The sequence below is a fragment of the Nonomuraea sp. NPDC052129 genome, from assembly GCF_040680095.1.
Lineage (GTDB): Bacteria > Actinomycetota > Actinomycetes > Streptosporangiales > Streptosporangiaceae > Nonomuraea.
This window is the reverse complement of sequence record NZ_JBFAVX010000027.1, coordinates 41,443-54,904: the sequence shown is the minus strand read 5'-3', so window position 1 is coordinate 54,904 and position 13,462 is coordinate 41,443. Positions and strand designations below refer to the sequence as shown.

Genomic DNA, 13,462 nt, shown 5'->3' with positions numbered 1-13,462 from the left:
CGGCTTCCTCAGGGCTCGCCTCGCCGAGAGCGACGAGGGGATGCTGCTCGGCGCCTGCGCCGGCCAGAGTGGCGGGCAGGCCGGCACTCTCCAGGCCGGTCAGCAACCCGCCTCCCCCGGCACCGGCCTGGACCGCTTCTACGGGCAGAAGCCGGCGTTCAAACCCTGCGATCCGCACATGCCGCCTGGCGTGCCGACTGTCAAAGCCGAGTGCGCGCGGCTCAAGGTACCGCTCGACTACCAGAATCCGAAGGGTAAGCAGGCGGAGATCGCGCTGCTGAGGGTGCCCGCGCGCGCAAAGAATCCGATCGGGTCGCTCCTGCTGAACCCCGGCGGTCCAGGCTTCCCCGGCACGGAGCACGCGGCCATAACCGCCGCCGTGTGGGCGAAATCGCCGATCACCGAGCGCTTCGACCTGGTCGGGTTCGACCCGCGCGGCGTCGGCGCCTCCCAACCGGCGCTCGACTGCTACACCGACGCCGAGCGCGACCGCGACGCCAAGCTCTCCTCGATCCCCGCCGGCATCACCAGCTCTCCCCGTGACTCTCCGTGCCCTTGCTTTCAAATGAGGGTATTTATTCGATTATATGTTTGGGTTTTTGCTCCGCCCGAGCGCCTTTACAAAGTAGATTTCTTGGAGAAGGTGGACGGCGGCACGCTCCGGGTAGTACCGGCCGGGGCCCGGCTGCAGCGCATCGGCGGTGGCCGCCCGTACCGCGGCGGCCGGGGACGCGCCCGCCAGACCGGATAATGCGAGGGCACGGGATAAGAGCCACCGTACGCCTCCTCGCTGCAGCACACGATCCCGGCGCACCGAGCCCGCGCGAGCACACCTGGAGGGCAGTGTGCCGCGAACCGCCAACGCTCTCCGACACTTGCACCCGAGTGCGAAGGCCCTGGTCAACGGCGCGGGAGAGGGTGCCGGCCCATGGGCTCGGGCTCTTCGGGTCGTTGTGGGCCGGTCTCCCGCGCACTCCCCCAGGACGCCGATCGGCGGGTCAGTTCTGCCGTGTGCCGTCCGGACCGTTCAACAGGGCGATGCCTAGCGTGGTGGCGGTGTGGTGTGCGGTGTTGCGGTAGCGGGTCGTATGGATGAGCCCGGCCTCCCGCAAAACGGTGGCGTGCTGGCTCGCACCTGGAGGCGTGGTGCCGCTCAACCCGGCCAGTTCCGTGGTGGTGCAGCCGGGGTGTTCGGCGATGGCGTTCAGTACGGCGGCGCGGGTGTTCCCGAGCAGCGCGGCCAAAGCGGCTGTGGAGCCCGGGACCTCCTGCTCAGGGACCAGGGCGGTCAACCGGTCGAGAGACAGATCGCCGGGGAGGGGATAGGTGACCTGCGGTTGGCTCTCGTCGTCATCGACGATGGAGCGCGATGCGAAGGCCGACGGCACCAGCACGATGCCCTGCCCTTGAAGATACAGATCGTGGTCGAGCCCATTCGCCATCCGCACTTCCAGCACCGGTGGGTTCCAACGCATCCAGAGCGGGTTGGCCAGAGTGAGCAACCGCTCGACGCCTCCGGTGAGCAGATGCTGGGTCCGGACAGCGCGATCAGCCGCGAAACAGCCGGTGAGCCGCTGCCAATAGGGGCCCAGTAGCTGCTCGTACAGCTGCTCGAGCGCCTCCCACAGCTGTCCGCGCAGCGTTTCGTCGTCGCCGAGATGGCGAGCCCATGTGGGGACGCTCTGCAGCTCCGCCATCGCGGCGAGTTCGTTGTTCATCACGTCGGGCGGGGTCGCTCTGACTTCCTCGACCAGTTCTGGCAGGGTGCCGGCCTTACCCGGGCCGAGAAAGGTCGGTGCCCACCCGACCGCGGGAACCAGGGATAACACCATGCGCGCGTGCTGCGGCAGCCGGGGCATGACCCGTCGGCGCCAGCCGTCCAACCACGCCGCTTCACGGTCTTGCAACATCCGTATCGCCAGCTGCAGCTCCGCCAAGGGCATTGGCGCCTCGGCCACTCGCGTACGAGCAAGATCCTGACTGGTGAAGTGAACGCGATAAACCATCGACGCCCCCGTATTTGGCATCCCCTGAGGTGATTCTTCCCGGACGTCATTATTCAGGCCACCCTGAATCTCCTGGAGATTCCGTCCCCGAAGCCACACCCTGGACCTCGGACCCGGTTTCAGGCCTGACCACCGACCAGCTCATTCAGGCGTACTTGGTCTCTCCCGGAAGGATTGAAGAGCATGCTGCGCATCCACTTCACCGGCGCCGATCTGGCGCGGACCCGGATCGCCCGGGAACCCGACACGATGTGGGAGCTGATGCTCAGCCTGAACCGGCTGCGTCGCCGCGAGCACAGCGTGGTCTACGGCGAGTGGAAGCGACACGCCCTCCGCCGCGTGCCGTCGCTCACCGGGCGGCTGACCACCCTCGCGCCGCCCCGCGGCTACACCGTCGACTTCCTCACCCCTCGAACGGAGTCCGGCTCGCTGGAGGCCGGTATGGAGGGCCTGCGCCGCACGCCCCGTCACCGGTTGCGCGCCGACTTGGCGGAGCTGTCGCACAGGCACTCCACCACCCGGCTGCCCTCCTGGACCCACGGCCTGGCGGCCGGCGGTACGCAGGAGGTGGAAGCCGTCGCGACGGCGGCCGGCGCCTACTTCCAAGCGTGCCTGTCGCCGTACTGGTCCCAGATCCGGGTGGAGGTCGGCAAGGACCGGACGCGCCGCTCCCGCCTGCTGTCGGAGGGCGGCTGGGAGGCGGTGTTCGCCACGTTGCACCCGTCGGCGCGCTGGTCGTACCCCGTGCTGGAATTGGCCTACCCGGCCGAGCACGACATCCATTTGGAGGGACGCGGGCTGATCCTGCAGCCGTCCTTCTTCTGCCGCCAGGCCCCCGTCACCTTGCGCGATCCGGAGCTCCCGCCGGTTCTGGTCTATCCCATCGAGCATGACCCGGCGTGGGCGCACGGCGGGGACGGCGATCCGCCGCGAACCTTGGCCGGCCTGCTCGGACTCACCCGCGCCCGGGTGCTGGAGGTCGTCGCTCTCGGCGCGTGCACGACGTCCGAGCTGGCGCGGCAACTGCGCGTCCCGCCCTCCACCGCCAGCCGCCAGGTCACGACCCTGCGCGAAGCCGGGCTGGCGACGAGCCAGCGTCACGGTCAGACGGTGCTCCACTCCGCCACCCATCTGGGCACCGCCCTCCTCAACGGCCACCACCACGACCTGACCGAGTAGGGTGCGTCACTGCTCAGGCCTCTCTGAGGTCAGTTCAGCTGGTCCGCCGTGTGGTGGTCTGCTCACAGTTGGACTTGTCGGCGATGACGGGGGCGAGCAAGTAGGACGGGACGACCTTGGCGTCATTGAGCGGACAAGGGTGAGCATGTCTTCCACTGAGCCGGCCGGGTCGCTGATCGGAAACTGCACCTCGCGGATGATCGCATTGGGGTCGGCCAGCAAGGTGAGGCTCTTGAAGCGGTCGACGCCGGCAGCAGGCCCGCACCCTTCGCGATCAGCAGGTAGTCGTAACGCGGCGGGTGATCGGAGTAGGGCCGCTTCTCCAGTACCCCGTGTTCGACGAGCCCGGCCAGGCGCTCGGCCAGGGCTCGGCGGCTGACACCGAGCTCACGCTGAAGGCCGTCGAAGCGGGTGGTGCCGCCGGCGACGTCGCGCACCACCAGAAAGGCCGTCCGTTCCCCGGTAAGGGAGACGGACGGCCTCGGGTTCAGCGGTGGCTAGAACTTGTGCCAGCCTCCGAAGTCGCCGCCCCGGCTCTCGCTCCCGTAGAGCCCGATGCGGAGATTGCGGTAGTCGTCCCGGTCGAACCGGTAGGAGTAACGGCGCCCCTCGAAGGCCTTGACCCAGCGGTAGTGCACGTCGCCGTCATCGTCCTGCCACTTGAAGCGGACCCAGTTGTAGTCGTCGTCCCCGTCCACGATCACAATGGCGAAGACGAAGACGACGTCACCGGACCGATCGCGGTGCCACTCCCCCTTGATGTAGCTGCGGTCGCCCCGGTCCTCGCCCCGGCCGTAGCCCGAGTACCACCGGAAGCCGTTCGAACTGGCAGCTGTCGCGGTCGCCGTGGTCGCCGCCGCCCCGGTCGTCGCGGCGTTCGCGGCCGGCGCGAGGGCCAGGCCCGCTGCCAGGGAGCCGACGACGGCGCCCCCGGCGAGAATGCTGCGAATCTTTCGCATTCCGTCCTCCTGATTAGTCGTGATGCCCAGTAGTCGTTCCGGACGGACATGAACGTAGGAGGTTTCCTGCCGCTGTTCTGCGTAAAAATCCACACTCGCTGCAACTGTGCTGTTTTACCACCTCAGGGGCCATATGAATGGTGGCAGGCCCGTCTATTCGGCGTCTACAAAATGTCTACGGAATGTCTGCCTCTCCGGCTCCTACGGATTCCGAACAATGCGAAAGAGCTGGTCCCGCTGATGAACTCCTGGAACCCCCTCGCGCTACTCGCGCGCGCCGATGGCCTCGGCCGGACGCGGGGCCAGGCCGAGACAGCAGGAAGCACGGTGGCGAACGGAGCAAGGGCCCCCGCCACCACGACGATCACCAGGGAGGACCTGGCGTCGTTCCGAGTGAGCTCCGGAGCCGACACCAGGCGAAATCAGTTGGCGGGCTTGCCGAACCAGCGGGAGAGGTGGTCGTCCAGGGCCTGCTGATCGTCGCCGATCCAGGCGACGTGGCCGTCGGGGCGTAGCAGGACGCACGGGACATCCAGTACCGCAGTGGGATCCGCGAGGTAGTCGACCCGATCTGACCAGCCGCCGACGGTCAGGCGTTCGGTGCGGTCCAGCAGCAGGCCGCGGCCGCGGTGCAGCAGATCGTAGAGGTGGCCCTGTTTCACGGCGATGTCGCGCAGGCGGCGGCCGAGCAGGTCGGGGCCCGCACCGAAGTCGTAGCGGATGCCGATCGCGGTGATCTTCTCGATCAGATGGCGGTTCACCTCGTCGAAGTCCATGAGTTCGGTGAGCAGCCTGCGCACGGCCTGCGGGCCCGGTTCGGTGGAAAGCAGTTCCATCTGGGCGCGGGTGTTGTCCAGTACGTCCTCGGCGACCGGATGACGTTCGGCCTGGTAGGTGTCCAGCAGTGTTTCCGGCGCCCAGCCGCGGATCTGCGCGGCCAGTTTCCAGCCGAGGTTGAATGCGTCCTGGATGCCCAGGTTGAGACCCTGTCCGCCGATGGGTGGATGGATGTGTGCCGCGTCACCGGCCAGGAGCACCCGCCCGACCCGATAGCGTTCGGCCAGCCGGGTGGCATCTCCGAAGCGGGACATCCAGCGCGGGGAGTGCACGCCGAAATCGGTTCCGGCGATGGTGCGCAGCTGCTGCTGGAAATCGTCGAGGGTGGGCGGTTTCGCGCGGTCGCTGACTCCCGCGGCGGGGACGACGACGCTGTAGACGCCTTGGCCGAAGGGCCTGAGCCAGAATTGCTTATGGGTGTCGTGGAGTTGGGCCACCTTGGCGGTGATCTCCTCCTGCGGCACACCCACTTCCATCTCGCCCATCAGCGTCTCGGTCCGTGAGGGCTCGCCGGGGAAGCCGACGCCGAGCAGTTTGCGCACCGTGCTGCGCCCGCCGTCACAGCCGATGAGATAGCGCGAACGCAGCCGTTCGCCGTCGGCCAGCTCGACAGTCACGCCCTCGTCGTCCTGCTCGAGATCGGCCACCGCGCAACCGCGCCGGACCTGCGCACCCAGTTCGATCGCGCGTTCTTCAAGCAGGCCTTCGATGACCGGCTGCGGGATGCCCAGCAGGTAGGCGTGCGCGGAATCCAGGTCCTTGGGCGCGGGTTTGGGGATGGCGGCGAAGAATCCGCCGGCCGGACGCTGTCTTCCGTGTTCGAGCATGCGATCCAGCAGTCCGCGCATCGCCATCAGCTCGAGACTGCGAATATGCAGACCGACTATGCGGACGAACGACTTGGGCTCGGTCTCCTTCTCCAGAACGAGTACCCGCACGTTGTGCAGCCGAAGTTCGGCGGCCAGCATCGCGCCGGTCGGGCCGCACCCGGCAATGATCACGTCGAACATGGGCGCGCGATCGAAGGCCGGCGACCGGAGTCCGGAGATGTCGCGCTCGACCGTATCGTTCGACGGCGGCTCGGCGGGGAACTGCGGAGAGTGCATAGGTGTTGCCTTTCGGGAGTGCCTTGTTGGCGAGGCGCTCCCGGCGACACCTACGTCAATCGCCGGCCGTGACGGGAAGGGGGAGCACCCACATCGATACAGCGTTCATGGGTCTCACCTCCTGGGGCGGTGTCACGGTCGACTGCAAGCTACAAGCCCGAGCATCATCCCGTCCAACCCTTTTCCAGCGGCTCTCAGATCGACCCGGGCGGAGGCTCGTCTGCCGGGAGCGGCAGTGCCACAATGCGGCGGGCCTCCGACTCTGCCATGCCGAACATCCGCAAGACGTTGAGCACGGTCTGGTCGGCGACGTCGTCGACCGAGGCCTTCGGGTCGGTGGCGCAGAGGTGCATCGTGGCGATCAGGCACCCCGCGGTGCAGGCGAGCGCGACCCCGACGTCGTCAATGACGAAGCGGCCGGCGGAGATGGCCGCCTCGATGTCGTGTCGGGCATGCGGAGCGTGGCCGTACGGCACTTCCAGCAGCGCACCCCTGCTGTTCATCATCACCTGCGCCAGCCGGGGGCGGGTGCGGACGAGCCGGCCGGTGAGCCGCATCGACGTCGCGAAGACCACAGCGGGGTCGTCGACGTCGGCGAGCAGCCTCTCCAGCCAGGCGGCGTGGGTCTCGAGCGCCTCGGCGATCGCCGCGTCGAGTAGTTCCGCCTTGGACGCGAAGTGGTTGTAACGTTACTCACCGCAGTACCCCGGACGGTCCCGCGGCCTTGATCACGCGGTCGGGTCGACGCTGACCCAGGCGACGCCGGCGTTCCGCAGCCAGCGTGCGAGGAACCGTTCGCCGTCGCCGCCTTCCGGATCGACGGTCAGCCAGGCCGATGGCAGGGCGTCGGGGACGGCCGCGAGGTCGGTGCCGGGGAGCGCGACGACCGCTGTGCGGTCGCCGAGCACCGGTCTACCAGTACGGATTCGCCGTCCGGGCCCGGCGGCGGACGAGCGGGAGGAGCGCGCCTCGTACGCTGCGGGGGGTGCGCCGCTGGACTCGGGGCCGGGTGTGAGCGGCGGGCTGCCGGTGTCCAGCACGATCCGCCGGGCTGTCCGGGAGTGGGCGAGGGCGGGCAGGAGACGTCCGCGCAGCCGCGCGGCCAGCTTCCAGGCGAGGTTGTGCGCATCGCGGAGCCCGGCGCACAGGCCCTGGCCGATGAACGGCGGTGTGACGTGGGCGGCGTCGCCGACGATGAAGACCGGGCCCGCGCGCCAGCGGCGGGCGACGCGGGCGCGGAAGATGTATTCCCGGCACTTCACCACTTCCAGGCGGTCGTCCGGGATGCCGCGGACCCACGGGTCGATGAGCCGGCGATCCGGCCGCCCGGCGCCGCCACGTCCGCCTGACCGCGGGCTGGGCCGTGCTGTGGGTGAGTCACCTCGTGCCGCTCGGCTACCTCTACGCGGCGAACTCACTCGTCGGACTCACGCTGGTGAGCGCGCTGTTCAGCAAGCCGTCACTGCTGGCGATGACCGCCTTCACCGTCGTGGTCGTACGCCGGGTCTGTACGCCACTGGCACCGCACCGCGATCATCAAGTGGTGACTGTCACGCCCGAAAGCCGCTGTAGAAAGGACCCGTCATGACCTCCTCGATTCTCAAGCTGGCCGATGAGATGTGGGCCGGCCGGCGCGAGCCGACCTCCATAGCGGAACCCGTCATGGCTGACGCCGAGGAGGTCGCCGACGGGGTGCTGATGGTGCCCGGTTTCGGGCACGCTTTCGCCCTCCGGCACGAGCACGGAGTCGTACTCTTCGACACCGGCGTCAAGCTGCTCGCCGACAAGCTGCACGAGCGGGTGACCGCGTGGGAATCCGGGCCGGTCACCCACGCCGTCTACTCCCACGGTCACGTCGACCACGTCGGCGGACTCGGCCCCTTCGACGCCGCCGCCGATGCTCGCGGTGTGCCTCGCCCGCAGGTGATCGCGCACGACAACGTACTCGCGCGCTTCCGGCGCTACGCCGACACGCAGGGCTACAACACGATCATCAACCGCCGCCAGTTCCGCATCCCCGACCTCGTCTGGCCGGCCGAATACCGGGAACCGGACGTCACCTTCTCTGACACCCATGTGGTCGAGACCGGTGGCCTGCGCCTCGAACTCACCCACCACCGGGGCGAGACCGACGACCACGTGGTCGGCTGGCTCCCCCAGCAGCGGATCCTCTTCCCCGGCGACCTGTTCCTCGGCGTCTCCCCGAACGCCGGCAACCCGCAGAAGGTGCAGCGCTACCCCGTCGACTGGGCCGCCGCCCTCCGCTGGATGGCCTCGCTCGACGCCGACCTGATGCTCGGCAGCCACGGCATCCCCGTCGTCGGCGCCGATCACGTACGCGAGGCCCTGGAGAACACCGCCCGCTACCTGGAGACCCTCGTCGGCCAGACGCTCGCTTGCCTCAACGACGGCGCGACACTGGTCGAGACCCTGCACCGGGTGCGGGTGCCGGACGATCTGGCCGCGCTGCATTACCTCCAGCCGCTCTACGACGAGCCGGAATTCATCGTCCGCAACGTATGGCGCCAGTTCGCCGGCTGGTACGACGGCAACCCCGCCCACCTCAAGCCCGCCACCGACGCCGCCCTCGCCGCCGAACTCGCCGCGCTCGCCGGCGGCGCCCAGGTCCTCGCCGACCGCGCGCTGGAGCTGTCCCGCGCCGGCGAGCACCGGCTGGCCTGCCACCTCGCCCAGCTCGCCGGCGACGCCGCCCCGGAGGACAAGGCCGTCCACACCGCCCGCGCCGAGGTCTACGCGCTCCGCGCCGCCCAGGAGCGCAGCACCATGTCGATCGGCATCTTCAGCTGGGCCGAGGCCGAATCGCGGGACATCCTGAACGGCCCTGGTGCGATTACCTAGCTCGGGAGCGGCTGGCCGCGGCGCCGCGCGACAACTACGAGAATTGCCGCTTCATCATCGAGTCGCTCGACGATCAGCGCGCCGTGTTTACGAGAAGGAGGGCCGCCTCCGCGAGTGCTTCCGCCATGATGGAAAGTGGCACGACATGATCCTCGAAGGCGAACTCCGCGGCTGATCCCTATCACCAATCCGCGCTCGCGCATCGCCACATTCACGCCAAAAGATTGTACCTTTCAGCTAAAGACGCCACCTTTCCCGGCAATCGCAAGGAATGGGGAGTACGGATCGATGGCTGTGAGCCGGGGACCTGACCGGCCGAACGTGGTGATCTTCGTCGGAGACGACCACGGCTATGGCGACCTTTCGAGACCAACTTCCGCCGGTCGCTGGTCCTCTCCGACGGCGGCTTCGGCATCTTCGCCTCCTCGCCGACGGCCGTCGTGCTGCTCGCCCTGACGATACTTGTCCTCATCAGTACGGCGCTGCCCTTGGTCCGTCAGCGCCGCAGGACCCTCGAAGCGGAGAACTGACCAGTGACCGAACCCGCTCCGCTCGGCACGCGTCCCTGGCGCGACGTCGTCCGAACGGCCCGGCCCCAAGGCGGGACGGCGAACGGCCGTCCTGGTGACGAGTAGGGTGATCGTATGTCGGCTGCGACTCTCCATTCGGCGGTTCTCGACGCACTGGGTTCGGACATCGTCAGCGGAGAACTGCCCGCCGGATCCGTCCTCACCCTGGAGAGCCTGCAACAGCGCTATTCCGTCTCGCGAGGGGTGGCGCGCGAGTGCATGCGCATCCTGGAATCGCTGCGCATGGTCACCTCACAGCGCCGCACCGGCATCTGCATCTCGCCTGAACAGCAGTGGAACGTCTACGACACCCGGATGATCCGCTGGCGCCTGGACAGCAAGCACCGCGCCGCCGAGCTTCGCTCTCTCACGGAGCTGCGCCTTGGCATCGAGCCGATCGCGGCGCACCTGGCCACCCTGCGGGCCTCCGCCGACGAGCGCGCCGCACTCCGTGCCGCGGCGCAGGACATGCGCCGCTACGGCACGACGCACCGCCCGATGCGCTACCTCGCCGCGGACATCGAGTTCCACCGGATCATCCTCGGCGCCTCCGGCAACGGGATGTACACCGCCCTCGCCGATCCGATCGCGGAAGTCCTCAGGGAGTCACCGACGCACGGCCGCTCCGACTATCCCGTCCCCGAGACCATCGGCTATCACGAGGCCGTCATGGAAGCCATCTGCGCCGGAGACCCGGACGCCGCCGAGCGGGCGATGACGACCCTCCTCAGCGATGTCCGCAGCGCATTGAGACTGCTGCAGAGAGCCTCGGCGCATCTCTCGAGCGCGACGCGAGCAGCAGGCGCAGTTCCAGGAGTGGAGGTAGGCGCCGGCATGCAACTGCTGGATGATCCGAGCCTGACACCTCCTGGGCTGGGGTGTCAGGCTCGGTTACCGCGTGGGGCTCAGAGCTTGCGGATCGATACGGCGTTGTCGCCGATTCCGCCGCCTCGGGGATACACGCACAGGTAGGTCTGTACGACGGCGACGACGGTCCAGCCGGGCGGCGCCGATTGGACGCCGCAGATGATGAGTGTGCGGCCGGAGGGCAGACCGTTGATATTGGTGAGGGTCTGCTGGTTATTGAGGACGCCGTTGGGCGTCTTGCTGATTTCACAGTTGAAGGAGTAGGACAGCGCCGTGGCATAGAACCCGGCCGGGGGCGGAGGCGTGATACAGGTGGTCACCGTGCCGCCCGCGGCGGTGTCGCTGATGACCTGGATGGTTTTCGCGTTGTAGTAGATGGTGCCGGGCTGGCCACACTGGTACCAGTCGAAGTAGGCCGTCGGCATCGAGCCGGTGGGGATGGGGGCGTTCGCGCAGACGTTCGAGCTGGGGCCGAGCATCCGCGCCGATCCTTCTGCCGGGGAGGGAGAAAGACACATGACGGCGGCCGCCGCGACGACGATGGCGGTCAGCAGTCTTCTCATCGGCGCTCCTGTCGAATCGATGTTGGGGGACACCACGGCTCATCATTACTGGGCATCTGCCTCCGAGAAATGCTTATTGTTGCCTAAAAGCGCGAATGTCATTTTTTGTCACGCATATTGCGCGCCTCGCCGGAAACTGCGACACTCCTGCCATAAATAGGATATGCGAATCACCCATTTAAGGTAGAAACCTTAATATCGCCGCTCCGCTGGCCGGCGGCAGCGACCGCGGGACAGAGGGATCAACGTCTCCGGTGTCCTGCGCGGGCTCCAAGCCCGAGACCTTGTCGAACCCCGTTACGAGGACGGCCGGCCGCGCTCCGCGGTTCCAGCACTCCGGCGTGAGGTTCTTCGGGCGCCGCGGCAGGCAGCACCCTGGCCATCACCGCCGAAGCGCACCCCGCCGGCCTCGATTCCGACCTCGTCGTCTCCAGCGTGGACAACGAGATGTTCGGCGGTGCCGGGCCTCTGCACACTGCTCACCGGCGACTTCGACACCGCGATCACGACTGTTGCCTAATACTCTCCGGCGGTGAGTTCGCCGAAGAGGCGGTTCGCCGTCGGAGAGGTGAACTGGCGTTCCAGTTCCGCTCGGGCGATCCGCTTGCGAAACTCTCCCTCGTAGGAGGCGTCGCCGGCGTTGTGCATGGTCTCGGTAATCCATGTGGCGAATGCTTGATAGTTCCAGATGTGGCGCAGACAGGTCGAGGAGTAGCTGTCGAGCAGGCTCGAATCGTCTTTCTGGATCTGACTGATGAGGGCACGGGCGAATACCTCGGCGTCGTAGAGGGCGAGGTGTATTCCTTTCGCGCTCATCGGAGGAACGATGTGTGCCGCGTCCCCGAGCAGGTACAGCCAGCCGTAGCTCATCGGGCTGTGCACCACGCTCCGCAGCGGCACGAGCCGTTTGTCGATGATCCGGCCGGTCGCCACGAGTGTGCCGAAACGGGCTTCCAGTTCGCTCCAGACGCGCTCGTCCGGCCACTGCGCAAGGGTGTCGTTGAGCCGGCACTGGAGATAGAGACGACTGGCGTTCGCGCCGCGCGGGATCAGTCCGGCAAGGCCACGCGAGTGTATCGCCATGCCTGAAGGATGCGCCGGCACCTCGGCCAGAACGCTCAGCCAGGCATACCCGTACTCATGGGAGTGGCGAGTGAGGGCGCCGGCGGGGATGGCCGCCCTGCTGACGCCACGGTCGCCGTCGCAGCCGGCGACGAAGTCGCAGCTGACGACCTTCGTCGAGCCGGCGGCGTCTCGATAACGCACAAGGGGACGCTCGCCGCCGACGTCTTCCAGGCGAACGTCGGCGGCCTCGAAGCGGAGGTCTCAGCCGTCGCGGCGGAAAACATCTGTGAGGTTCCGTACGAGTACCTGCTGAGGGCAGAAGAGACTGGCGTTGTCGTCATCCTCCTCGAACTCGATCGGCAGTTCTTCCCCATCGATCCAGAAGCCGCCCTCAGCCTGCGAGATGGGGTCACCCTCCAGCACCTCGTCGAGCCCCCATTCACGGAACATTCGAACCCCGCGGCTGTCGATGGTCCCCGCTCGTTGCCGCCGCTCGACGTATTCAGGGCTGTGCTTCTCCAGAACGACACAGTCGATGCCGTTGCGCAGCAGGAAATTGCCGAGCGTAAGTCCGGCGACCCCGGCCCCTACGATGACTACGGCGGTGTCCTCGCCTGTTTCCACCATGTATTTCCGGACCTCCTTGAAGAGTGCGGCGTGCCGACCACCACTCTGGGACCCGACGGTGGTCGCCGACCACCGATAAATGGCCACTGAATACCGAAAACCCGTCAATTTGGTGCACGCGGGGCCAGCGTGGTTACTTCGCGCCGCCGCGCAGATCCGCTTGGTAGCGGCCCGGGGTCTGGCCGACGACCTCGGTGAACGCCTCGATGAAGCTCGAGGGGTTGGACCACCCGCACTCCGTCGCGGTCTCGGTGACGGACCGGCCGTCGGTGAGATGGACCAAGGCGTGGTGGACACGCAGGATGGTGCGCCAGCGGTGGAAGCTCATGCCCAGCTCGGTGTGGAACAGGCGGCTCAAGGTGCGCTCGCTCGCTCCCACGGTCCGGCCCAGCTCGGCCAGGGTCGCGGTGCGGCCGGGATCGGCGTGCAGGAGATCGGTGACGGCACGCAGCCGGTCGTCGCGTGGTTCGGGCAGGTGCAGGGACTGCTCCGGGGTCTCGGCGAGCTCGTCGATCACCACCGCCCGCAGCCGTTCGTAGGCGCCGGGGCGCGGCTCCCGCCGATCGGTCAGCGCCAGGAGGGCCTCTCGCAGCAGGGGGCTCACCGCGAACACGCTGGGGTGTGCCACGAGCGCGTCGCACTAGGCCGGCCGGGATGGTGACGAGGCGGATGTCGGTCCTGCCGTAGAAGCGGTCGGAGTGATCGAAGCCGGGCGGCGTCCAGGTCGCCCGGTTGGCCGGGGCGACCCAGGTCCCGCGTGCGGTCGTGGTGGCCAGGGCGCCGGCGGCCGCGTACACCAGCTGGCCTTCGGCGTGAGAGTGGGTG

At 67.9% G+C, this 13,462-nt stretch carries 13 protein-coding genes and 1 pseudogene; 5 read left to right on the top strand and 9 right to left on the bottom strand.

Annotated elements, in window-relative coordinates:
- Window positions 1–40: 40 nt before the first annotated feature.
- Window positions 41–751 (top strand): hypothetical protein, encoded by a 711-nt coding sequence (locus AB0L53_RS41415; RefSeq protein ID WP_364006588.1) that lies wholly within the window; start codon window positions 41–43, stop codon window positions 749–751.
- A 247-nt stretch (window positions 752–998) separates the two neighbouring features.
- On the opposite strand, the gene AB0L53_RS41410 is transcribed toward AB0L53_RS41415, so the two are convergent.
- Window positions 999–1,937 (bottom strand): winged helix-turn-helix domain-containing protein, encoded by a 939-nt coding sequence (locus AB0L53_RS41410; RefSeq protein WP_364006585.1) that lies wholly within the window; start codon window positions 1,935–1,937, stop codon window positions 999–1,001.
- A 252-nt stretch (window positions 1,938–2,189) separates the two neighbouring features.
- Here AB0L53_RS41410 and AB0L53_RS41405 point away from each other — a divergent pair, with 252 nt between their 5' ends.
- Window positions 2,190–3,185: a winged helix-turn-helix domain-containing protein gene (locus tag AB0L53_RS41405; protein WP_364006582.1), complete on the top strand. Its 996-nt coding sequence runs from the start codon at window positions 2,190–2,192 to the stop codon at window positions 3,183–3,185.
- A gap of 122 nt (window positions 3,186–3,307) precedes the next feature.
- Here the strand turns inward: AB0L53_RS41405 and AB0L53_RS41400 are convergent, their stop codons facing one another.
- From AB0L53_RS41400 to AB0L53_RS41380, 5 genes are all read right to left on the bottom strand, one after another.
- A complete protein-coding gene (locus tag AB0L53_RS41400; RefSeq protein ID WP_364006866.1) occupies window positions 3,308–3,676 on the bottom strand; it encodes a helix-turn-helix domain-containing protein in 369 nt (122 codons plus the stop codon).
- A 6-nt stretch (window positions 3,677–3,682) separates the two neighbouring features.
- The gene (locus tag AB0L53_RS41395) at window positions 3,683–4,144 is read right to left on the bottom strand and encodes a hypothetical protein (RefSeq protein WP_364006579.1); all 462 of its coding nucleotides are present in this window, start codon (window positions 4,142–4,144) and stop codon (window positions 3,683–3,685) included.
- Window positions 4,145–4,566: 422 nt separating this feature from the next.
- A complete protein-coding gene (rox, locus tag AB0L53_RS41390; protein ID WP_364006863.1) occupies window positions 4,567–5,991 on the bottom strand; it encodes a rifampin monooxygenase in 1,425 nt (474 codons plus the stop codon).
- Window positions 5,992–6,281: 290 nt separating this feature from the next.
- Window positions 6,282–6,662 carry a hypothetical protein gene (locus AB0L53_RS41385; RefSeq protein ID WP_364006576.1) on the bottom strand — a complete coding sequence of 127 codons (381 nt, stop codon included), beginning with the start codon at window positions 6,660–6,662 and terminating at the stop codon, window positions 6,282–6,284.
- Between the two features lie 153 nt (window positions 6,663–6,815).
- Window positions 6,816–7,349 (bottom strand): FAD-dependent monooxygenase, encoded by a 534-nt coding sequence (locus AB0L53_RS41380; RefSeq protein ID WP_364006573.1) that lies wholly within the window; start codon window positions 7,347–7,349, stop codon window positions 6,816–6,818.
- A 110-nt stretch (window positions 7,350–7,459) separates the two neighbouring features.
- On the opposite strand from AB0L53_RS41380, the gene AB0L53_RS41375 reads away from it, so the two are divergent.
- The 3 genes from AB0L53_RS41375 to AB0L53_RS41365 all read left to right on the top strand — a co-directional run bounded on the left by AB0L53_RS41375 (window position 7,460) and on the right by AB0L53_RS41365 (window position 10,487).
- Window positions 7,460–7,675: a hypothetical protein gene (locus AB0L53_RS41375; protein WP_364006570.1), complete on the top strand. Its 216-nt coding sequence runs from the start codon at window positions 7,460–7,462 to the stop codon at window positions 7,673–7,675.
- Entirely contained in the window at window positions 7,672–8,946 is a 1,275-nt protein-coding gene (locus AB0L53_RS41370; protein WP_364006567.1) for an alkyl sulfatase dimerization domain-containing protein, read from the top strand. The genes AB0L53_RS41375 and AB0L53_RS41370 overlap by 4 nt, the downstream gene beginning before the upstream one ends.
- A gap of 644 nt (window positions 8,947–9,590) precedes the next feature.
- Window positions 9,591–10,487 carry a FadR/GntR family transcriptional regulator gene (locus AB0L53_RS41365; protein WP_364006564.1) on the top strand — a complete coding sequence of 299 codons (897 nt, stop codon included), beginning with the start codon at window positions 9,591–9,593 and terminating at the stop codon, window positions 10,485–10,487.
- On the opposite strand, the gene AB0L53_RS41360 is transcribed toward AB0L53_RS41365, so the two are convergent.
- The 3 genes and pseudogenes from AB0L53_RS41360 to AB0L53_RS41350 all read right to left on the bottom strand — a co-directional run bounded on the left by AB0L53_RS41360 (window position 10,421) and on the right by AB0L53_RS41350 (window position 13,241).
- The gene (locus tag AB0L53_RS41360; protein WP_364006561.1) at window positions 10,421–10,945 is read right to left on the bottom strand and encodes a hypothetical protein; all 525 of its coding nucleotides are present in this window, start codon (window positions 10,943–10,945) and stop codon (window positions 10,421–10,423) included. The genes AB0L53_RS41365 and AB0L53_RS41360 overlap by 67 nt on opposite strands.
- 516 nt (window positions 10,946–11,461) lie before the next feature.
- Window positions 11,462–12,637: pseudogene (locus AB0L53_RS41355) on the bottom strand (4-hydroxybenzoate 3-monooxygenase).
- 133 nt (window positions 12,638–12,770) lie between these two features.
- Window positions 12,771–13,241, bottom strand: a complete 471-nt coding sequence (locus tag AB0L53_RS41350; RefSeq protein ID WP_364006558.1) for an AraC family transcriptional regulator — start codon at window positions 13,239–13,241, stop codon at window positions 12,771–12,773.
- Between the last annotated feature and the right edge of the window lie 221 nt (window positions 13,242–13,462).